Origin of the sequence: Serratia sp. JKS296 (assembly GCF_900215445.1) — a bacterium.
GTDB classification, from domain to species: Bacteria; Pseudomonadota; Gammaproteobacteria; order Enterobacterales; family Enterobacteriaceae; genus Serratia; species Serratia marcescens.
Genome location: NZ_OCMX01000001.1, coordinates 3,463,151 through 3,482,401 on the forward strand (window position 1 = coordinate 3,463,151; position 19,251 = coordinate 3,482,401).

At 62.2% G+C, this 19,251-nt stretch carries 21 protein-coding genes; 10 read left to right on the plus strand and 11 right to left on the minus strand.

Features of this window, described 5'->3' with window-relative positions:
• Positions 1 to 32: 32 nt before the first annotated feature.
• From gsiD to CRO23_RS16555, 6 genes are all read right to left on the minus strand, one after another.
• Positions 33 to 941 carry a glutathione ABC transporter permease GsiD gene (gene gsiD, locus CRO23_RS16530; RefSeq protein WP_016928457.1) on the minus strand — a complete coding sequence of 303 codons (909 nt, stop codon included), beginning with the start codon at positions 939 to 941 and terminating at the stop codon, positions 33 to 35.
• A gap of 9 nt (positions 942 to 950) precedes the next feature.
• Positions 951 to 1,871 (minus strand): glutathione ABC transporter permease GsiC, encoded by a 921-nt coding sequence (gsiC, locus tag CRO23_RS16535; RefSeq protein ID WP_016928458.1) that lies wholly within the window; start codon positions 1,869 to 1,871, stop codon positions 951 to 953.
• A gap of 52 nt (positions 1,872 to 1,923) precedes the next feature.
• Positions 1,924 to 3,459, minus strand: a complete 1,536-nt coding sequence (gene gsiB, locus CRO23_RS16540; protein ID WP_016928459.1) for a glutathione ABC transporter substrate-binding protein GsiB — start codon at positions 3,457 to 3,459, stop codon at positions 1,924 to 1,926.
• 23 nt (positions 3,460 to 3,482) lie between these two features.
• Positions 3,483 to 5,357 (minus strand): dipeptide ABC transporter ATP-binding protein, encoded by a 1,875-nt coding sequence (locus CRO23_RS16545; protein ID WP_016928460.1) that lies wholly within the window; start codon positions 5,355 to 5,357, stop codon positions 3,483 to 3,485.
• Between the two features lie 19 nt (positions 5,358 to 5,376).
• A complete protein-coding gene (locus tag CRO23_RS16550; RefSeq protein WP_097102476.1) occupies positions 5,377 to 6,333 on the minus strand; it encodes an isoaspartyl peptidase/L-asparaginase family protein in 957 nt (318 codons plus the stop codon).
• A 357-nt stretch (positions 6,334 to 6,690) separates the two neighbouring features.
• Positions 6,691 to 7,227: a DUF924 family protein gene (locus tag CRO23_RS16555; protein WP_038629078.1), complete on the minus strand. Its 537-nt coding sequence runs from the start codon at positions 7,225 to 7,227 to the stop codon at positions 6,691 to 6,693.
• A gap of 157 nt (positions 7,228 to 7,384) precedes the next feature.
• Between CRO23_RS16555 and moeA the strand changes: the two genes are divergently transcribed.
• Both moeA and moeB read left to right on the plus strand, forming a co-directional pair.
• Entirely contained in the window at positions 7,385 to 8,623 is a 1,239-nt protein-coding gene (moeA, locus tag CRO23_RS16560) for a molybdopterin molybdotransferase MoeA (protein WP_097102478.1), read from the plus strand.
• A gap of 2 nt (positions 8,624 to 8,625) precedes the next feature.
• A complete protein-coding gene (moeB, locus tag CRO23_RS16565; RefSeq protein ID WP_097102480.1) occupies positions 8,626 to 9,381 on the plus strand; it encodes a molybdopterin-synthase adenylyltransferase MoeB in 756 nt (251 codons plus the stop codon).
• Between the two features lie 51 nt (positions 9,382 to 9,432).
• Here the strand turns inward: moeB and CRO23_RS16570 are convergent, their stop codons facing one another.
• Positions 9,433 to 11,025 (minus strand): ABC-F family ATPase, encoded by a 1,593-nt coding sequence (locus CRO23_RS16570; RefSeq protein ID WP_028127944.1) that lies wholly within the window; start codon positions 11,023 to 11,025, stop codon positions 9,433 to 9,435.
• A gap of 181 nt (positions 11,026 to 11,206) precedes the next feature.
• On the opposite strand from CRO23_RS16570, the gene CRO23_RS16575 reads away from it, so the two are divergent.
• Together CRO23_RS16575 and CRO23_RS16580 are read left to right on the plus strand one after the other, a co-directional pair.
• The gene (locus CRO23_RS16575) at positions 11,207 to 11,851 is read left to right on the plus strand and encodes a hypothetical protein (protein ID WP_065424615.1); all 645 of its coding nucleotides are present in this window, start codon (positions 11,207 to 11,209) and stop codon (positions 11,849 to 11,851) included.
• Positions 11,848 to 12,063, plus strand: coding sequence for a hypothetical protein (locus tag CRO23_RS16580; protein ID WP_025302132.1), 216 nt, complete (start codon positions 11,848 to 11,850; stop codon positions 12,061 to 12,063). The genes CRO23_RS16575 and CRO23_RS16580 overlap by 4 nt, the downstream gene beginning before the upstream one ends.
• Before the next feature lie 86 nt (positions 12,064 to 12,149).
• On the opposite strand, the gene CRO23_RS16585 is transcribed toward CRO23_RS16580, so the two are convergent.
• Entirely contained in the window at positions 12,150 to 13,061 is a 912-nt protein-coding gene (locus CRO23_RS16585) for an alpha/beta hydrolase family protein (protein ID WP_072269809.1), read from the minus strand.
• Between the two features lie 91 nt (positions 13,062 to 13,152).
• On the opposite strand from CRO23_RS16585, the gene CRO23_RS16590 reads away from it, so the two are divergent.
• On the plus strand, positions 13,153 to 13,584 hold the full coding sequence (locus tag CRO23_RS16590) for a hypothetical protein (RefSeq protein WP_016928468.1): 432 nt from the start codon (positions 13,153 to 13,155) through the stop codon (positions 13,582 to 13,584).
• Here the strand turns inward: CRO23_RS16590 and cynR are convergent.
• On the minus strand, positions 13,508 to 14,458 hold the full coding sequence (gene cynR / locus CRO23_RS16595; RefSeq protein ID WP_097102482.1) for a transcriptional regulator CynR: 951 nt from the start codon (positions 14,456 to 14,458) through the stop codon (positions 13,508 to 13,510). The genes CRO23_RS16590 and cynR overlap by 77 nt on opposite strands.
• A gap of 114 nt (positions 14,459 to 14,572) precedes the next feature.
• On the opposite strand from cynR, the gene CRO23_RS16600 reads away from it, so the two are divergent.
• The 4 genes from CRO23_RS16600 to CRO23_RS16615 all read left to right on the plus strand — a co-directional run bounded on the left by CRO23_RS16600 (position 14,573) and on the right by CRO23_RS16615 (position 16,776).
• Positions 14,573 to 15,226 carry a carbonic anhydrase gene (locus CRO23_RS16600; protein WP_033642426.1) on the plus strand — a complete coding sequence of 218 codons (654 nt, stop codon included), beginning with the start codon at positions 14,573 to 14,575 and terminating at the stop codon, positions 15,224 to 15,226.
• 20 nt (positions 15,227 to 15,246) lie between these two features.
• Positions 15,247 to 15,717, plus strand: a complete 471-nt coding sequence (gene cynS / locus CRO23_RS16605; protein ID WP_004939029.1) for a cyanase — start codon at positions 15,247 to 15,249, stop codon at positions 15,715 to 15,717.
• A 233-nt stretch (positions 15,718 to 15,950) separates the two neighbouring features.
• The gene (locus tag CRO23_RS16610; RefSeq protein ID WP_097102484.1) at positions 15,951 to 16,208 is read left to right on the plus strand and encodes a YjhX family toxin; all 258 of its coding nucleotides are present in this window, start codon (positions 15,951 to 15,953) and stop codon (positions 16,206 to 16,208) included.
• Positions 16,209 to 16,269: 61 nt separating this feature from the next.
• On the plus strand, positions 16,270 to 16,776 hold the full coding sequence (locus CRO23_RS16615; protein WP_097102486.1) for a GNAT family N-acetyltransferase: 507 nt from the start codon (positions 16,270 to 16,272) through the stop codon (positions 16,774 to 16,776).
• Positions 16,777 to 16,808: 32 nt separating this feature from the next.
• Here CRO23_RS16615 and CRO23_RS16620 read toward each other — a convergent pair whose 3' ends face one another.
• The gene (locus tag CRO23_RS16620; RefSeq protein ID WP_097102488.1) at positions 16,809 to 17,306 is read right to left on the minus strand and encodes an AAA family ATPase; all 498 of its coding nucleotides are present in this window, start codon (positions 17,304 to 17,306) and stop codon (positions 16,809 to 16,811) included.
• Between the two features lie 170 nt (positions 17,307 to 17,476).
• Positions 17,477 to 18,373 carry a LysR family transcriptional regulator gene (locus CRO23_RS16625; protein ID WP_016928473.1) on the minus strand — a complete coding sequence of 299 codons (897 nt, stop codon included), beginning with the start codon at positions 18,371 to 18,373 and terminating at the stop codon, positions 17,477 to 17,479.
• Positions 18,374 to 18,505: 132 nt separating this feature from the next.
• Here CRO23_RS16625 and CRO23_RS16630 point away from each other — a divergent pair, with 132 nt between their 5' ends.
• Positions 18,506 to 19,237: an isochorismatase family protein gene (locus tag CRO23_RS16630; RefSeq protein WP_048796067.1), complete on the plus strand. Its 732-nt coding sequence runs from the start codon at positions 18,506 to 18,508 to the stop codon at positions 19,235 to 19,237.
• The last annotated feature ends 14 nt before the right edge of the window (positions 19,238 to 19,251 follow it).

The window sequence follows — 19,251 nt, forward strand, 5'->3', positions numbered from 1 at the left end:
GTAAACAGGGGTATGCCAATTCAGCGATGCCCTCACCCCTTCAATTTCGGATCGAGCGCGTCGCGCAATCCGTCGCCCAACAGGTTGAACGCCAGCACGGTGATGAATATCGCCAGGCTGGGGAAGATCGCCACGTGCGGCGCGATCACCATATCGGCGCGCGCTTCATTGAGCATCGCCCCCCACTCCGGCGTCGGCGGCTGGGCGCCCAGGCCCAAAAACGACAGGCTGGCGGCGGTGATGATCGAGGTGCCGATGCGCAGGGTGAAATAGACCACGATCGAAGACAGGGTGCCCGGCAGGATGTGCCGCAGGATGATGGTCCCGTCCGAGGCGCCGATGCTGCGCGCCGACTCGATATAGGTCAGGTGCTTCAGCACCAGCGTATTGCCACGCACCAGGCGGGCGAAGGCCGGAATGCTGAAGATCGCCACCGCGACGATCACGTTGGCCATGCCGCTGCCCATGATCGCCACCACGCCAATCGCCAGCAAAATGCCGGGAAACGCGAACAGCACGTCGCAGACGCGCATGGTGAGGCGATCCCACCAGCCCTCATAGTAGCCGGCCAGCAGCCCCAGCAGGGTGCCGATCGCCCCGCCCGCCAACACCGAGAACACCCCGGCCGCCAGCGAAATGCGCGTGCCCATCAGGATGCGGCTGAAGATATCGCGCCCGAGGGAATCTACGCCCAGCCAGTGCACCAGCGAAGGCCCCTCATTCAGCCGGTCGTAATCGAAGTAATTTTCCGCATCGAACGGCGCCAGATAAGGCGCCAGCAGCGCCGCCGCAATCAGCAGCAGCACCAACAGGCCGGCGACCAGCGCCGCCCGCTGACGGCGAAAACGCCGCCAAAACTCACCCCACGGCGTGCGTACCGCGTTAGGGTCGATAAGCGGCATCGCCTTCAGTGCGGCGTTGCGCCGCCAATGCTTAATCATGCCGCATCCTCATTGGTAACGAATCGCCGGGTTGATCGCCGCGTACAGCATATCCACCAGCAGGTTGATCAGGATGAACTCCAGCGAGAACAGCAGCACCTCGGCCTGGATCACCGGGTAATCGCGCATCTCCACCGAATCCACCAGCAAGCGCCCCAACCCCGGCCAGTTGAATACCTTCTCCACCACGATCGAACCGCCGAGCAGGAAGCCGAACTGCAGCCCCATCATGGTCACTACCGGTATCATCGCGTTGCGCAGGCCATGCTTCATCACCACCACGCTTTCCCGCACGCCCTTGGCGCGCGCGGTGCGCATGTAGTCCTCCTGCAACACCTCGACGAACGAAGCGCGGGTGAAGCGCGCCATCACCGCCGCCACCGCCGCCCCCAGGGTGATCGAAGGCAGAATGTAGTGCCGCCAGCTGTCGGCGCCCACCGTCGGCAGCCACCCCAGCTCGACCGAGAACACCTGCATCAGCAGCATGCCGAGCGCAAAGGCCGGGAACGAGATCCCCGACACCGCCAGCGTCATGCCGAGGCGATCCGGCCAGCGGTTGCGCCACACCGCCGACACCACGCCAATCGCCAGACCGAACGCCACCGCCCACAGCATGCTGGCGACGGTCAGCCAGAAGGTCGGCATAAAGCGCGAGGCGATCTCTTCGCTCACCGGGCGCTTGGACACCATCGAGATGCCGAAGTCGCCCCGCAGCGCGTTGCCGAAGAAGTGCGCGAACTGCTGCGGCAGCGGCTTATCCAGCCCCAAATCCTTGCGCACCAGCTGCACCACCGCCTCGTCGGCCTCCGGCCCCGCCGCCAGCCGCGCCGGATCGCCCGGCAGCAGGTGGACGAACAGGAACACCAGCACCGCCACAATCAGCAGCGTCGGGATCAGACCCAGCAATCGTTTCAGAAAATAATTGAGCATCTCATTCCTTCCCCCGCCCGCCGCCGTCTGGCCGCAGGCGGGGATGGGCGCCTTATTTCAGATCGGCGTTATCAAAGTTGAACGAGGTATCCGGCATCACGTAAAAGCCGCTCAGCTGTTTGCTGTTGGCCGACAACAGACGTTCGGTCGCCAGGAAGATCCAGGGCGCGTCGGCCCAGATGCGATCCTGCGCGTCCTGATACAGTTTCTGCTTCTCGGCGCGATCGGTGGTCGCCAGCGCGTCGGTCAGATCCTTGTCCACCTGCGGATTGCTGTAGAACGCGGTGTTGAACTGCTTCGGCGGCGCCGCCTGGGTAGAGAACAGCGGCGACAGCGCCCAGTCCGCTTCCCCGGTCGAGGCCGACCAGCCGGTGTAGAACAGCCGCACGCCGGTGTCTTTCACCCCGACGCTCTCCACCTGCGCCGCGCGCTGCCCGGCGTCCATCGCCGTCACCGTCACTTTCACCCCCACCTGCGCCAGCTGCTGCTGGGTGAACTGCAGCACCTTCTGCGCGGTGCTGTGGTTGTGGGAAGACCACAGCGTGGTGGTGAAGCCGTTCGGGTAGCCGGCCTCTTTCAGCAGCTCGCGCGCCTTGGCCGGATCGTACGGCCACGGCTTATAGCGGGCGGCGAAATCGATCGCCGGCGGCACCGGTCCTTCCGCCGGCACCGCGTAGCCGGCGAACGCCACCTTGATCAGCGCGTCCTTATTGATGGCGTAGTTCAGCGCCTGGCGCACCTTCGGGTTATCGAACGGCTTTTGGGTGACATTCATGCTGATGTAACGCTGCAGGATCGACGGCGCGGCCACCACGTCCAGCTTGGCGTTGCCTTCCAGCACCTTGGCCTGCTCGTAAGGGATCGGGAAGGCGAAGGTCGCCTCGCCGGTCTGCAGCATCGCCGCGCGGGTGTTGTTATCCACCACCGGGCGCCAGGTGATGCTGTCGAGCTTCGGCAGCCCCGGCTGCCAGTAGCCGTCGAACTTCTTCACCTTGACGAAATCGGTCTGGTTCCAGGTCACGAACTGATACGGCCCGGTGCCAACCGGGTGGAAACCGATTTCCTTGCCGTATTGCTTCAGCGCCGCCGGGGAGATGATCGCCGCCGCCGGGTGCGCCAGGTTGTTGACGAACGCCGAGAACGGCGCCTTCAGCACGATCTTCACCGTATTGGCGTCCACCGCTTCGGTTTTGTCGATCATCTTGAACAGGTTGTAACGCTTGAGGTGGCTGTCCGGGTTGCTGGCGCGATCGAGGTTGATCTTCACCGCTTCGGCGTTGAACGCGGTGCCGTCGTGGAATTTGATGCCCTGGCGCAGTTTGACGGTGTAGGTCAGGCCGTCTTTGCTGACCTCATAGCTGTCCGCCAGCACGTTTACCAGCTTCATGTCCTTGTCGAAGCCGAACAGCCCCTGATAGAAAGACTTGGCCACCGCCTGCGACAGCGTGTCGTTGGCGTCGTAAGGATCGAGGGTGGTGAAGTTGGAGGCCACGGCGATCACCGCGTCCTTCGCCGCCCAGACCGGGCCGGTTCCCGCCGCCAGCAGTACGGCGGCCAACAGCGCATTGCGTTTGAATGTGTGCTTCATGTCGCTTGTCTCTCCTGAGGTCTTTAAAAAGCACCGGCGATCGGGTGGCGGGCGACAAAGTGCCCGGCGCCAACCTGCACCAGCGGTGCGGTAACGGGTTCATCGCCCAGTGCGCGCACCGGGCTGGGGATCTCATCGGCCGGCAGCGGCTGCCGTTTGTGAGCATGTGCGGGATCGGCCACCGGCACCGCCGCCATCAGCTTGCGGGTATAGGGGTGCTGCGGATTGTCGAACACTGCCTGCCGCGGGCCGATCTCGACGATCTGCCCGAGGTACATCACCGCCACCCGGTGGCTGATGCGCTCCACCACCGCCATGTCGTGTGAAATGAACAGAAAAGCGATGCCGAACTCACGCTGCAGATCGAGCAGCAGATTGACGATCTGCGCCTGAATCGACACGTCCAGCGCCGAGACCGCCTCGTCGGCGATCACCACTTTCGGGTTCAGCGCCAACGCGCGCGCGATGCAGATGCGCTGACGCTGACCGCCGGAAAACTCGTGCGGATAGCGGCGCGCATGTTCCGGCAACAGGCCGACGCGTTCCAGCAGCCAGGCCACCCGCCGTTCCGCCTCGCGGCCGCGCATCACGTTATGCACCAACAGCGGCTCCATGATGGAAAAACCGACCGTCAGGCGCGGATCGAGCGAGGCGTAAGGATCTTGAAAGATGAACTGAATATCGCGCCGCAGGTGCTGCAGCGCCGATCCCTTCAACCGATCGATTCGCCGCCCGGCGAAGGTAATGGTGCCGCTTTGGCTGTCCACCAGCTTCAGCAAAGAGCGCCCGGTGGTGGACTTGCCGCAGCCGGACTCGCCCACCAGCCCCAGCGTCTCGCCGGGGTAAAGATCGAAACTGACGTTTTCCACCGCGTGCACCCGGCGAGTGACCCGATTGAACAGCCCGCCGCGCAGATCAAAACGCGTGACCAAATGCTCCACCCGCAGGATCGGCGCAGCGTCTGGCGGCACGGTATCCTGCGGCGCGGCATCGCCCTCGCCATCCGGCAGCGGAAACTTCGCCGGCAGCGGCCGATCGGCCATCGCCCCCAGCTTCGGCACCGCCGCCAGCAGCGCCCGGGTATAGGCCTGTTGCGGCGCGGCGAACAGCTCGCGCACCCGATTTTGCTCCACCTGCTCACCGCGGCGCATCACCAGCACCCGATCGGCGATCTCCGCCACCACGCCCATGTCGTGAGTGATGAAGATCACCCCCATCTGCATCTCCTGTTGCAGCACGCGGATCAGCTGCAGGATCTGCGCCTGAATGGTGACGTCGAGGGCGGTGGTGGGTTCATCGGCGATCAGCAACGCCGGCTTGCAGGAGAGCGCCATGGCGATCATCACCCGCTGGCGCATGCCGCCGGAAAGCTGGTGCGGGTAGCGCCCCAGCACCTCTTTAGCCTCCGGAATGCGCACCAGGTCGAGCATGCGCAGCGCCTCCTGGCGCGCGCTGCGGTGGTCCATGCCCTGATGCAAACGCAGTGATTCGGCGATCTGCTCGCCGACCGGAAACACCGGGTTGAGCGAGGTCATCGGCTCCTGGAAGATCATCGCCATATCGGCGCCGCGCACCGTGCGCAGCGTGCGCTGCGAGGCGCGCGCCAGATCGAGCAACCCGCCGTCGCGCCGGCGCAGCGTCATAGCGCCGCCGACGATGCGCCCGCCACCCTGCTCCACAAGACGCATCAGCCCCAGTGAAGTCACCGATTTGCCGGAGCCGGACTCACCGACGATCGCCAGCGTCTCGCCGCGATCGAGATCGAACGACAGGTTGCGCACCGCGTCTACGGCGCCGTCCGCTTGAGGAAAGCTGATGCTCAGATCGCGCACCGTCAGCACCCGCTGCGGCGGCAATGACAGCCCGTCGCCGGCGGGCCGGAATGAAACGTCGGTCATACCCCCTCCCGGTGAACGCTTAGCGATAAATCCCGACGGACGGCGCATCGCCGACATAGCCAAAACCGCGGTACATCCCCTCGCTGTTGAACGGCAGCGCGATATTACCGTGGCGATCGACGGCGATCATGCCGCCGCTGCCGCCCAGCGCCGGCAGCTTCTCCATCACCACCCGATCGCTGGCCTCTTGCAGGCTGAGCCCGCCGTATTCGATCAGGGCGGAGACGTCATAGGCCGCCACGCCGCGCATGAAGATTTCGCCGGTGCCGGTGCTGGAGACCGCCACGGTGGCGTTGTTGGCATAGCAACCGGCACCGATGATCGGCGTGTCGCCCACCCGCCCGGCCTGCTTGTTGGTCATGCCGCCGGTGGAAGTGGCGGCGGCGAGGTTGCCCTGCGCATCCAGCGCCACCGCGCCGACGGTGCCGAATTTGCGATCGGGATCGAGCGGATCCCCGGCCTGCGCCGCGCCGTCGTGATCGAGCAAGACCCGCCCCTGCTCCGCCTGGGCGCGGTGCAGCTGATCAAAACGTTCCTGAGTAAAGAAGAAGTCGGGGGCGACCATTTCCAGGCCGTGGGCGGCGGCAAACTTCTCGGCGCCTTCGGCGGCAAACAGCACGTGTTCGCTGTTTTCCAGCACCGCGCGCGCCGCCAGCACCGGGTTGCGGATATGGCTGACGCCGGCGACGGCGCCGGCGTCGCAGGTGCGACCGTCCATCACGCAGGCGTCCAGTTCGTGGGTGCCCTGATGGGTAAACACCGAGCCTTTGCCGGCGTTGAACAGCGGGCATTCCTCCAGCAGCCGCACCGCTTCGGTCACCGCGTCCAGCGCGCTGCCGCCCTGCGCCAATACCGCCTGCCCGGCGGCCACGATCTCGGACAGCGCCTGGATATACTGCCGTTCTTTTTCCGCACTCAGCGCCGCCCGGGTAATTGCGCCCGCGCCGCCATGAATGGCAATCACTGGTTTGCTCATTTGCCTGACACCCTGTGTTAATCCCGCCGTTGCGCAGCGAATAAGCTGAACGCGGTATCATTATTATTCAGTCTTTTTCGACTCTATTTAGTCCTACAGTGGAAGTACAGCATAACGTCCACGCCCCGCTTTTAGCGTAGCGCGCTTAGACCATTTCGCACCTTGAAATAGCTTATTGGAATAAAAACAGCAGGTTATAAAAAGCAGTAAACCGCTGACAGTGCGGCTGGGATTATTGGTAACTTCGCGAGAGGAAATAGCGGTAGAGCGTAATGAAATAAACGTTCGCGCTGAGTCACGCTTATTGCGGCGCCCGGCCTGCTGTTTTTGCCCGGCCGGGCGCAGATGATCCGACGATTAAAAACCCGATCCTGGCTGCTGTAAAAAGGCCTCTTCTTCCGGCGTGCTGGTGCGCCCCAATATCGCATTGCGATGCGGGTAGCGGCCGAAACGATCGATGATCGCCTTATGCCGCAGCTCGAACTCCAGCTGGTCGCCGTTATTGAGCTCGGTATATAACACCAGCGCCTGCTGGTGGATCAGCGGCGATTCCGAATGCATGAACGGCAGATAAAGGAAGCCGCGCTGCTCGCGGCTCAGCCGTTCGCACTCGCCGCTGCGGATCGCCTCCTGCGCCAGGACCAGCGCCATGCCGTCGCAGGCGAACGACTGCGGTGTGCCGCGAAACAGGTTGCGGCTGAACTGATCGAGCACGATCACCTCCGCCAGGCGCCCTTCGATGGTGTCGCGCCAGTGCGCCAGCTCCCCCGCCGCCGCCGCCCGCCAGATTTCGCCGAAACGGCTGTGCAGCAGACGATCGAAATCATCGTCCTTTTTGAACCACATCACCGGTTCGATCTCGTCGAACCAGAACTCGATAACCTGTTTATGCATCATGATCCTCCTCTGTTTTTCGCAGTTTATACCCGATCGCCCTGACGCCGCAGTGCGAAAGATGGCGGGCATAAGCCGTTCTCCCCCCCGGCGTTCTCTGCCATAATACCCGCACTTTGTCGCTATCATTGCGCACCCTGATTACGGAGTTCCCCTTATGGATCATTGCCATACTTCCGATCTCATCTCCCTGGAGCAAGCGCTGGAAAAAATGCTCGGGCAGATCGCCCCGCTGCAACAGGCCGAATCCGTCGCGCTGACCGCCGCCGCCGGCCGCATCACCGCCGCGCCGGTGGTCTCGCCGCTCGACGTGCCGCCGTTCGCCAACTCGGCGATGGACGGCTATGCGGTGCGCCTCGCCGATCTGGCGGCCAATGCGCCACTACCGGTCGCCGGGAAAGCTTTCGCCGGCGCGCCGTTCGACGGTGAATGGCCGGCCAACAGCTGCGTGCGCATCATGACCGGCGCGCCGATCCCGGCCGGGGCGGACGCGGTGATCATGCAGGAGCAGGCAGAAGTGAGCGACCAGGGCGTGCGTTTTACCGCGCCGGCAGAAGCCGGCCAGAATATCCGTCTGGCGGGTGAAGACATTCGTCGAGGCGCGAGCGTGTTGCCGGCCGGCGTGAAGCTGGGTGCCGCGCAGTTGCCGCTGCTGGCTTCGCTCGGCGTCGCCGAAGTGCAGGTGATGCGTAAGCTGAAGGTGGCGGTGTTCTCCACCGGCGACGAGCTGCAGCCGGTCGGCCAGCCGCTGCAGGCGGGCCAGATCTACGACACTAACCGCTTCGCGGTGCGCCTGATGCTGGAGCAGATGGGCTGTGAAGTGCTCGATCTCGGCATTATCCGCGACGATCGCGATGCGCTGCGCGACGCCTTCACACAGGCGGACAGCCAAGCCGATGTGGTGATCAGCAGCGGCGGCGTCTCGGTCGGCGAAGCCGACTACACCAAACAGATGCTCGATGAACTGGGCCAGGTCAGCTTCTGGAAGCTGGCGATCAAACCCGGCAAACCGTTCGCCTTCGGCAAACTGGGCCACGCCTGGTTCTGCGGCCTGCCTGGCAACCCGGTTTCCGCCGCCCTGACCTTCTACCAACTGGTGCAACCGCTGCTGGCGAAGCTGGCCGGCCACAGCGATTGGCGCCTGCCGCCGCGCCTGCGCGCCCGCGCGCTGACGTCGCTGAAGAAATCGCCGGGCCGCCTCGATTTTCAGCGCGGCGTGTTCAGCAGCAACGCCGCGGGCGAACTGGAGGTGAGCACTACCGGCCACCAGGGCTCGCACGTCTTCAGCTCCTACAGCCAGGGCAACTGTTTCATCGTGCTGGAGCGCGAACGCGGTTCGGTGGCGGCGGGTGAAACGGTGGAGATCGAGCCGTTCAACGCCCTGCTGAGGAGCTGAACATGTTGCCGGAATTGACCGACGCCGAAGCGCTGCGCTACAACCGCCAGATCGTGCTGCGCGGCTTTGACTTCGACGGCCAGGAGAAGCTGAAGGCCGCCCGCGTGCTGATCGCCGGGCTGGGCGGGTTGGGCTGCGCCGCCGCGCCATATCTGGCGGCGGCCGGGGTCGGCCATCTGGTGCTGGTGGATTTCGACACCGTCTCGCTCTCCAATCTGCAGCGCCAGATCCTGCACCGCGACGATCGCATCGGCCAGAGCAAAGTCGCCTCCGCCAGGCAGGAACTGAGCGCCATCAATCCGCATATCCGCATCGACGCCATCGACGGCCGTCTGGAAGATGACGCGGTCGCGGCAGAGATCGCCGCCTGCGATCTGGTGCTGGACTGCACCGACAACGTGGCGGCGCGCGACGCGCTGAACCGCCTGTGCCACGCGCAGCGCAAACCGCTGGTTTCCGGCGCGGCGATCCGCATGGAAGGCCAGCTCAGCGTGTTCACCTATCAGCCGGGCGAACCCTGCTACCGCTGCCTGAGCCGGCTGTTCGGCGACAGCGCCCTCACCTGCGTCGAAGCGGGCGTGATGGCGCCGCTGGTCGGCACCATCGGCACCCTGCAGGCGATGGAAGCGATCAAGCTGCTGGCCGACTATGGTCAGCCGCTGCGCGGCAAGTTGTTAATGTTCGATGCGATGAGCATGCAGTTCCGCGAAATGAAACTGCCGAAGGATCCGCACTGCGAAGTGTGCGGCGGGGAATGACGGATAAAAAAAGGGCGGGATAATTCCCGCCCTGATGCGTTGCCGCGAGAGTTATACGATGCCCTGGCTGCGCAGATAGTCTTCGTAGTTGCCGGTAAAGTCGATCACCTTGTTCGGGGTGATTTCCAGAATCCGCGTCGCCAGCGAGCTGACGAACTCACGGTCGTGGGAGACGAAGATCAGCGTGCCTTCGTACATCTCCAGCGCCATGTTCAGCGATTCGATGGATTCCATATCCAGGTGGTTGGTCGGTTCGTCCATCACCAGAATATTCGGGCGCTGCATCATCAGCTTGCCGAACAGCATGCGGCCCTTCTCACCACCGGACAGCACCTTCACTTTCTTCTTGATGTCGTCCTGGCTGAACAGCAGACGGCCCAACACGCTGCGCACCGCCTGCTCGTCGTCTTTTTCCTGCTTCCACTGGCTCATCCAGTCGAACACGCTCAGGGTGTCGTCGAACTCGTATTCGTGATCCTGCGCGTAGTAACCGATACGGGCGTTTTCTGACCACTTCACGGTGCCGCTGTCCGGCTGCGCGTCGCCCACCAGCGTTTTCAGCAGGGTGGTTTTACCGATGCCGTTGGCGCCCAGCACCGCGACCTTCTCGCCCACTTCCACCATCAGGTTCAGCTTGCTGAACAACGGGCCGTCATCGAAGCCCTTGGTGAGCGCTTCCACTTCCAGCGCGTTACGGAACAGCTTCTTGTCCTGCTCGAAGCGGATGAACGGGTTCTGGCGGCTGGAGGCTTTCACCTCTTCCAGTTGGATCTTGTCGATCTGACGAGCGCGCGAGGTGGCCTGCTTGGATTTGGAGGCGTTGGCGCTGAAGCGGCTGACGAACGATTGCAGCTCATTGATCTGCGCCTTCTTCTTGGCGTTGTCCGCCAGCAGACGCTCACGCGCCTGGGTGGCGGCGGTCATGTATTCGTCGTAGTTGCCCGGATAAACGCGCAGTTCGCCATAGTCCAGATCCGCCATGTGGGTGCAGACCATGTTCAGGAAGTGACGGTCGTGCGAGATGATGATCATGGTGCTGTTGCGCTCGTTGAGCACGTTTTCCAGCCAGCGAATGGTGTCGATGTCCAGGTTGTTGGTCGGTTCGTCGAGCAGCAGGATTTCCGGATCGGAGAACAGCGCCTGCGCCAGCAACACGCGCAGCTTCCAGCCCGGCGCGATTTCGCTCATCGGGCCATAGTGCTGCTCAACCGGAATGCCCACGCCGAGCAACAGTTCGCCGGCGCGCGCTTCGGCGCTGTAGCCGTCCATTTCGCCGTAGGCCACTTCCAGATCGGCCACTTTATAGCCGTCTTCTTCGCTCATCTCCGCCAATGCGTAGATGCGGTCGCGTTCTTCCTTCACCGCCCACAGTTCGGTGTGGCCCATGATCACGGTATCCAGCACGCTGTACTGCTCAAAGGCGAACTGATCCTGACGCAGTTTACCCAGGCGCTCGTTCGGATCGAGGAACACGTTGCCGCCGCTCGGCGCCAGATCGCCGCCGAGGATTTTCATAAAGGTGGACTTGCCGCAGCCGTTGGCGCCGATCAGGCCGTAACGGTTGCCGCCGCCGAATTTGACAGAGATGTTTTCAAACAACGGCTTGCTGCCGAACTGCATGGTGATGTTGTTAGTGCTTAACACAGCGCTCGCTCTTTATACATAGGGAATGTGATTTGGCGCGCATTATGCCACAACGGGGTGCAGAGATCGCGGGAAGTTTCGGTGACATTTTGAGCGTCAGGCTGGTGCCGTTTGCCGGTGGGCATTGGCTTGCGTACAAAAAGTCTGCTAGATTCGGCGGTTCATATTGAAAAGGATTTCTATGAAAAGCGCAAAGCAGATAGCCAACGACATGGCGGATGCCGTAAACATTGACAGCAATTTAGTGCGCGGGTTTGCACAAGGTTTTATCAGCGTACCGGTCGATTTCTACTACCTGGGCTACGACTATATTGATACTGAAAACAGATGGTTAAACTCGCAAGATAAAGAGCGATTTATCAGACTCATCAAGTCAGGCCTGGCCAATAAAGCAAGCATCGAGAAAGTGGCTCATATCTTCATCGAAAACTTCGCCAGTAAGGTCAAGTTTGAAGATGTTAAGGACATGACCATAAGAACATCAGGCAAACTCATCGGCAAATTCGCCTTTAATCAGTTAGCCACCGCAAACATGGGATATATATTCTCTAAACAAATCATCCCACGGCTTGTCTCCGGTGTTGCCGTTGGCTCAATTCTCACCGCTGGGGCAAGCATATCGCGCTCTGTCTATACATCACGCGACTTGAGGGCAAGAAACTCACGGATGTATGATCAACTCAGACGCCTGGGAAACCTCGATCTGCTGTACTTTCTGTTAGAAAACAAAGTCCGACCATTCGAGGATGCCGTCTCGGTTTGGGAAAGAGATCGAAAGAAATTCAACCAAATTTGTCAGTACTTTTTTGCAAAGGTTAACGTATGAAGAACTTTATGCTGGCGGCTTTATCCAGAATTATTCAGGGCATTGGGTGCGGCGTTGTGGCCCTCTCGCTGTTAGCCATTGTCTGGTTCATGTTTTATTCCGACGATAGTTTTAAGTATCTGTGGGTTGCGACCTCCATAGCTGGAATTTTCTTAGGGTATTTCATTTTCAGGTTTGCGGTTAAAAAAATACACGACGGAAGCCCTGATTAAATAACATTGTGTTCAATTGAGCAGCAGATCACTCAGTCCAAAGAAACTCGCGTCAATTATTACATAGTTTGTCCTAATACCGACGCTCAGCGCAGCTGCTTCTCCAGCCACGCGCGCATATCCGCCACCACCCGCGTCATTTCACTCTCGCCATTTTCGCGCCGCATCACATGGTCTAAAGCCGGATAATTCAGGTAAGTGATATTCGTTTTGCCGTCGGCCCGCAGCTCGGCGATCATTTTCCCGACCGCCCCCGGCGAAACGGCGCGATCCTGGTCACCCTGCACGATCAGCACCGGCGTCTTGATGCTGCGCAGGGTGGCAAGCTGATCGATGTTCAGCATGCCATGCCACCAGGCATAGCCATGATCGCTGGCGTTCAGGGGGAACGGCGGCGCCGTCAGCACCTGCTGTAAAAATGCGTTCAGCCCGGCTTTCTCTTCTTTTGGCGCGTCGGCCACGCTGTGGCGCACGTCGTCAATAAACCAGCGTCCGCCGCCGCTGAACGCCAGGGTGGCGTCAACCAGGCCCGAGGAGGCCGTCACCAGATTGGCGATCACCGCCCCTTCGCTGCCCCCCAGCACCGCGACCTTTTGATAGCCGTTGCGCGCACTCACCGCCTGCAGCACCTGGGTGACATCGCTCACCCGCCGCTGCGGCGTATCATGCTGCACGAAAGCGTCCGGGCAATCCTGCCGCGGCACCTCTTCGCGGTACGGCAAGGTGTCGTCGATGCCGTATTTCTCCACCGTCAGCAGGTCTGCGGCGGGTAACACCTGCCGCATCGGCGTGACCAGGCGGATATGCCGCACGCTGTTGCAATCCGAACCTTGCAGGATCACCAACAGCGCCGCCGACGATTGCCCGGGCACCGCAGCGTCCAGATAGTAATGAATACTCGAACCATCCTCCCGCGGCAGCGTCAGCGCTGCAGATTGCGCCATCGCCAGCCCGCTCCACAGCGCCAATACGCTCAGCATGCCTGTCGCCACTCTCATCACTTGCTCCTCTTCCCTGTTGCGTTCGGTTAATTCGTCTTTTCTGGTCTACGCTTCATGCCAATCACGTTTCTGACAGGGAAGCCTTACCATGCCACATCTCTATAACACCGCACTGCTGATCGGCGCCGCGCTGAGCGCCATCGCCGCCCTGCTGCATATTTGGGTGATCGCCACCGGGCCGCGCGGCTATCGGCTGTGCGGCGCCGGCGATCGCTTCATTAAGGCGGCGGAAGCGGGTAAAAAGTTCCCGGCCGTCGTCACCGCCGGTATCGCGCTGGTGCTGTTTATTTGGGCGCTGTATGCGCTATCCGGCGCGGGCCTGATCGCGCCGCTGCCGCTGCTGCGGCCCGCGCTGTTTATCATCACCTTTATCTATCTGCTGCGCGGTGTCGCCGGCCCCTTCGCCCTGCGCGATACCGGCCGCAGCCAGCGTTTTATCGTCGTCAGCTCGCTGATTTGCCTCGGCTTCGGACTGGTGCATCTGCTGGGAATGACGCAGCGCTGGGGTGCGTTGGCGTAACGCCCTGTTGCTGCAGGACGGCGATAAACGCCTGCGCGGCGGCGCTGCGGTAAGCGTCTTTACGCTGCAGCAACACCGCCTGCCGAGCCGGCATGGCGTTGGCCAGCGCCACCTTTTTCAACTGCCGGTTCTCGCGCGCAATCGCGGCCGGCAGCAGCGTGGCGAGCTGCCCGCGCCGCACGATCTCGACAATGGCGCCCAGCGCATTGGCCTCCACCGCCACCTGCGGCCGAAATCCCAGCTGTGTGCAGTAGCGATCGATAAACTGCCGCGTGGCGAAGTCGCCGCTCAGCAAGGCCAGCGGCAGATGTTGCCACTCCGCCAGCGTCAGCGGCCGACGCCGCGCCGCCAGGGGATGATCGGCGCCGACCATCAGTTCCAGCGTCTCACTGAACAACGGCATGGCTTCTACCTCCGCCGACTGCGCCATCTCGAAGGCAATCCCCAGATCCAACCTATCCTGCGCCAGCAGCGCCTCGATCCGCTCCTGCGTCATCTCCTCAATGCTCAGCGTAATCCCCGGATAGCGGCGGTAGAACGCATCGATCGCCGGCCCCACCAGATAGGCGGTGAACGTCGGGGTCATCGCCAGCCGCAAATGGCCGCGCGCCAACGTCGCTACGTCATGGATCGCCCGCGCGCCGGCGTCCAGATCCTGCAGCGCCAGCCGCGCATAGCGCATCCAGGCCTCACCGGCGTCGGTCAGGCGCACGGCTCTGCCGCTGCGATCGAACAACGGCGCTCCCAGCGTATCCTCCAACTGTTTGATCTGTTGGGAGAGCGTCGGTTGCGAGACGTGCAGCGCTTCGGCGGCGCGGGTGAAGTTGCCCTGTTCGGCAACGGCCAGAAAATAACGGATGTGTCGCAGCAGCATAGCGCCCCAGCTATTAGTAAAACCTATAGCCGACATTATAAATGGGTCTTAGACCCTATAGCCAGAAGCGTTCATCATGCCGCCATCGCATAACGACACCCAATGGAGAAACGGATGAAAGAGGTGATTGAAGGCTTCCTGAAGTTCCAGCGCGAAGCCTTTGTTGAACGCACGGCGCTGTTTCAGCGGCTGGCGACCCGCCAAAACCCGCGCACCCTGTTTATCTCGTGTTCCGACAGCCGCCTGGTGCCGGAGCTGGTCACCCAGCGCGAGCCGGGCGATCTGTTTGTGATCCGCAACGCCGGTAACATCGTGCCGTCTTTCGGCCCCGAACCCGGCGGGGTGACCGCCTCGGTCGAGTACGCCGTCGCCGCGCTGGGCGTGGAAGATATCGTGATCTGCGGCCATTCCGACTGCGGCGCGATGACCGCCATCGCCACCTGCCAGTGTCTGGATCACCTGCCGACGGTCGCCGGCTGGCTGCGTTACGCCGATTCCGCCAAGGCGGTCAATCAGGCTTATCCGCACGCCTGCGACGAGGCGCGGGTCGCGTCGATGGTGCGCGAGAACGTCATCGCCCAGCTCAACAACATCAAAACGCACCCTTCCGTCGCCCTGGCGCTGGATCAGGGCCGCCTGGCGCTGCACGGCTGGGTCTATGACATCGCCAGCGGCGCTATCGAGGCGCTGGACGGCGAAACCCGCCGCTTCGTGCCGCTCGCTACCCATCCCGAGGTGACCGCCACCCCGGCGATCGCCCGTTTTTAAGCCGACAATAAGGAGCTAACATGACACACTCTCTGCACAACGCCGCCCCGCGCGAAGCGCTCACCGACACCATCATGGCCGCCAAGATCCGCCATAACCTGACGTTCGAAGCGCTGGCCGAGGGTACCGGCCTCAGCCTGGCGTTTGTCACCGCCGCCCTGCTGGGGCAGCACGCGCTGCCGGAACCGGCGGCGCGCACGGTGGCGGCCAAGCTGGGGCTGGACGAAGAGGCGGTGCAGCTGCTGCAAACCATCCCGCTGCGCGGCAGCATTCCCGGCGGCGTGCCGACCGATCCGACCATTTATCGCTTCTATGAAATGCTGCAGGTCTACGGCTCCACGCTGAAAGCGCTGGTGCACGAGCAGTTTGGCGACGGCATCATCAGCGCCATCAACTTCAAGCTGGATATCAAGAAGGTCGCCGATCCGGACGGCGGCGAACGCGCGGTGATCACCCTGGACGGCAAATACTTGCCGACCAAGCCTTTCTGATTGGTCTTGCGCCGGCGGCCCGTGTCGCCGGCAAATTGACAGCCAACCGGCCATTGGCTACATTAACTGCGCTGAAACGCCGCCCTGGCGTTTTTCACTGCCCGAGGCCTGTATGTTGGAGATTGTAACCACCCGATAGTCGCTTCCTTGCCGTATGGCGAGGGACTCTGACGTATCCGACGCGCGTTTGCGCGGGGATGCGCGTATCTGGGGTTATTACAGGATCTCCCAACATGAACATTTCCAAAGCGGAACAACGCGTGCTGCACGTGTTGGCCAAAGGCGGCTATATCGCCTTCATCCGCAACGACGCCGGTCGCGTCACCCACGTCGAATGCTACACCCGCGAAGGGCTCGGCCTGGCCGACTGCTCGCTGGCCGTTTTCACCAAGCTCAAAACCAAACGCCTGATCCTCTCTCGCCAGGGGCGCCCTTATCGCGTCACCTTCGCCGGGCTCAAGGCCGTGCGGGCGCAGCTGGACAACCGTTAATCATCGATACCGGCCGGGCAGGCAGTCCGGTCGGTTCAGCGTTTTTAATCAGGATACAACCATGAACATCACGTTACGCCACGAAACGCCGGCCGACGTCGGCGCCATCACCACCCTGACCACCGCCGCGTTCCTGCACGCCGAACACAGCAGCCACACCGAACAGTTTATCGTCAATGCGCTGCGCGCGGCGGGAGCCCTCACTCTGTCGCTGGTCGCCGAGCAAAATGGCACACCGATCGGGCACGCGTCCGTCTCGCCGGTCGTGCTCAGCAACGGCGCCGCCGGGTGGTACGGGCTGGCGCCGGTGTCGGTGCTGCCGGCCTGTCAGAACTTGGGGATCGGCAGCCGGCTGATCCGCCAGCTATTGGCCGAACTGCAAGAACGGCATGCCGCAGGCTGCGTGGTGCTGGGCGATCCGAACTATTACGGCCGTTTCGGCTTCCAGGCGCAAAGCGCGCTGACCCTGCCGGGCGTGCCGCAAGACTACTTCCGCGCCATCGCCTTCCAGGGCGCGCTGCCATGCGCGGAGGTCGCCTTCCACAACGCGTTTAACGCCGAAGCCTAACCCTGTTGCCGGCGCCGTCATGGCGCCGGTTTTCAGTCCCGTTCGCCATAACGCAAGACGGTCATTCCTTCCTCTTCCGCCGGGGGAACAAAGTACTGTGCCAGGCGTTCAAACTCCGCTTCGCTCAGTGTAAACGGGTGCTCGCCGCGCGCATTTCTCAGCGTTATCCGGTTCAGGCACTGCGCATGGCTGGCGTCGAGAAAATGCAGGCAGTGCGCGACGCCGGCCTCCTCCGCCAACGCTTTGGCCCAACGCCGCCTGTCCGGCGTATTCATCGGGAAATCGAGCGCCACGGACCATCCGCCGCGCAGCAGCTGAACGAGGTGCCCGCCCAGCGCCCGCCGCAACCGGTCGGAACAGCGCGCATAGTCTTGCAGGCTGGCCATCTCCTGTTCATACAGCGTCGCCAGCCAAGCATCTTCGACCAGCAACAGCGTTTGCGGTTGCTGCGCCAAACGCTGCGCCAGCGTCGATTTGCCTGCGCCGGCCTTGCCGCACATCAGGTGTAAAACTGCAGGGTAGGTTTTCATGCCGTTCTCCGGTCATTGCCGGAAGGGGATAAAAAAACCCGCCTTGCCGGCGGGTTTTTTATTGGCGACACACGCGCTATCCCACCACACGAAGCATGGTGATAATAATTTGCGCGAATGGGCGATAGGATCTTTTCATAACTAAGGAATATGACAACCGTGCGCCGTTGTCAATTCGCCGTCATCAATCCCTGTTCTCGCACAAACTCGGTGAATAAACTCACTTTCTGCTGCAGATGCCGGCGCGTCGGGTAAACCGCGAAGACCTGATGCACGTCGGCAATCTGTTCAGGGAACAGCCGCACCAGTCTGCCGGCGGCGATTTCGGGATCCGCCACGAACGACGGCAGCGAACCGATGCCCAGTCCCGCCATCAGCATATCCCGCAGCATCAGGCTGTTGTTGGCGATCAGCCGGGGAGTGAACGTCACGCTCAGGCTCTCCTCGCCGGCGGTGAACTGCCACTGCCCCGGCTTTTCCGCCAGGGAATAGGCCAGACAGCTGTGCCGCGGCAAGTCATTGGGCGTTTGCGGCACGCCGTGCTGCGCCAAATAGCCGGGCGCGGCGCAAATTCGCTGGTGCACGTCACCCAGCGCCCGGGCGCTGAGGGAAGAATCCGGCAGTCGGCGGCGAATGCGCAAGGAAATATCGAAACCGGCCGCCACCACGTCCAATACCCTGTCGTCCAGCGTCAGTTCCACCTGCAGCTGCGGGTAACGTTGCATAAACGGCGGCAGCAGCGGCGACAGCACCGTCAGGCCGAACGAGAGCGGCGCATTGACCCGCAGCGTGCCGGAGACCTGCTGCGCGCTGGCGGCAACCGTCTGCTCCAGCGCGTCGAACTCGCCAAGCAACCGGCAGGCTTCCTGGTAATAGAGCTGCCCGGCTTCGGTCAGGCTCATGCTGCGGGTGGTGCGCACCAGCAACAGCGTCCCCAACCGACTTTCCAACTGCTTAATCTGCTTGCTCAACGCCGCCGGCGTGATCGCCAGATCCTCCGCCGCCTTATAGAAACTGTTGCGCTCAACCACGCGGCGAAAGGCGCGCATCGTCAGTAGCACGTCCATATTATGTCCCACAGGTTAATTATTAATTCAATAAAACACAGATTATTAACCTCAACAACCTCAGTAGACTTTATTCAACCGCTTCCCTGAGTGGGAAGTGAATTTAATCTACTGATAATCATGGAGTTAATAATGAAAAAGACCCTGTTCGCCCTGATGCTCGGCCTGAGCGCCGCCACCGCCCCCGTCGCCGCGCTGGCGCAATCCCCCGCCGCCGATAGCCGCCAGGCGGGTTATGTGCAACCGCTGACCGCCGACAACAGCCTGTTGCTGCTGGTCGATCTGCAGGACATGTTCGGCATGACCATTTCCTCTATCGATCAAACCAATCTGGTGAATAACGCCGCCGGCATCGCCAAGGCCGCCAAGGTGTTCAACGTGCCGACCATTCTGGCCTCGGCCAACGCCAAAAGCTTCGCCGGGCCGGTATTCCAGCAGGTGACGCAGGCACGCCCGGACCTGCAGGTGTACGATCGCACCGCCATCAACGTCTGGCAGGATCGGCGCGTGGTCGATCTGATCAAACAATCCGGCCGCAAGAAAATCATCATCGGCGGATTGTGGACCGCCAGCTGCGTGATGCTGCCGGCGCTGTCCGCTCTGGGCGAGGGGTATGAGGTTTATATCCTGTCGGACGTCACCGGCGACATTACGCCAGACAGCCAAAACAACGCCATGCAGCGCCTGATACAGGCGGGCGCCACGCCCATCAACTGGGTGGCGTTGATGCTGGAATGGCAGCAGGACTGGAGCCGCAAAGCCACGGCGGGAGGCGTATTGCAGATCGCCCGCGACCACGGCGCCGCCTGGGGGATGGGCGCCAGCTACGCCGGGGCGATGAAGGTGGGCAGCGAAGCGAAATAACGGACGAAGAAAGC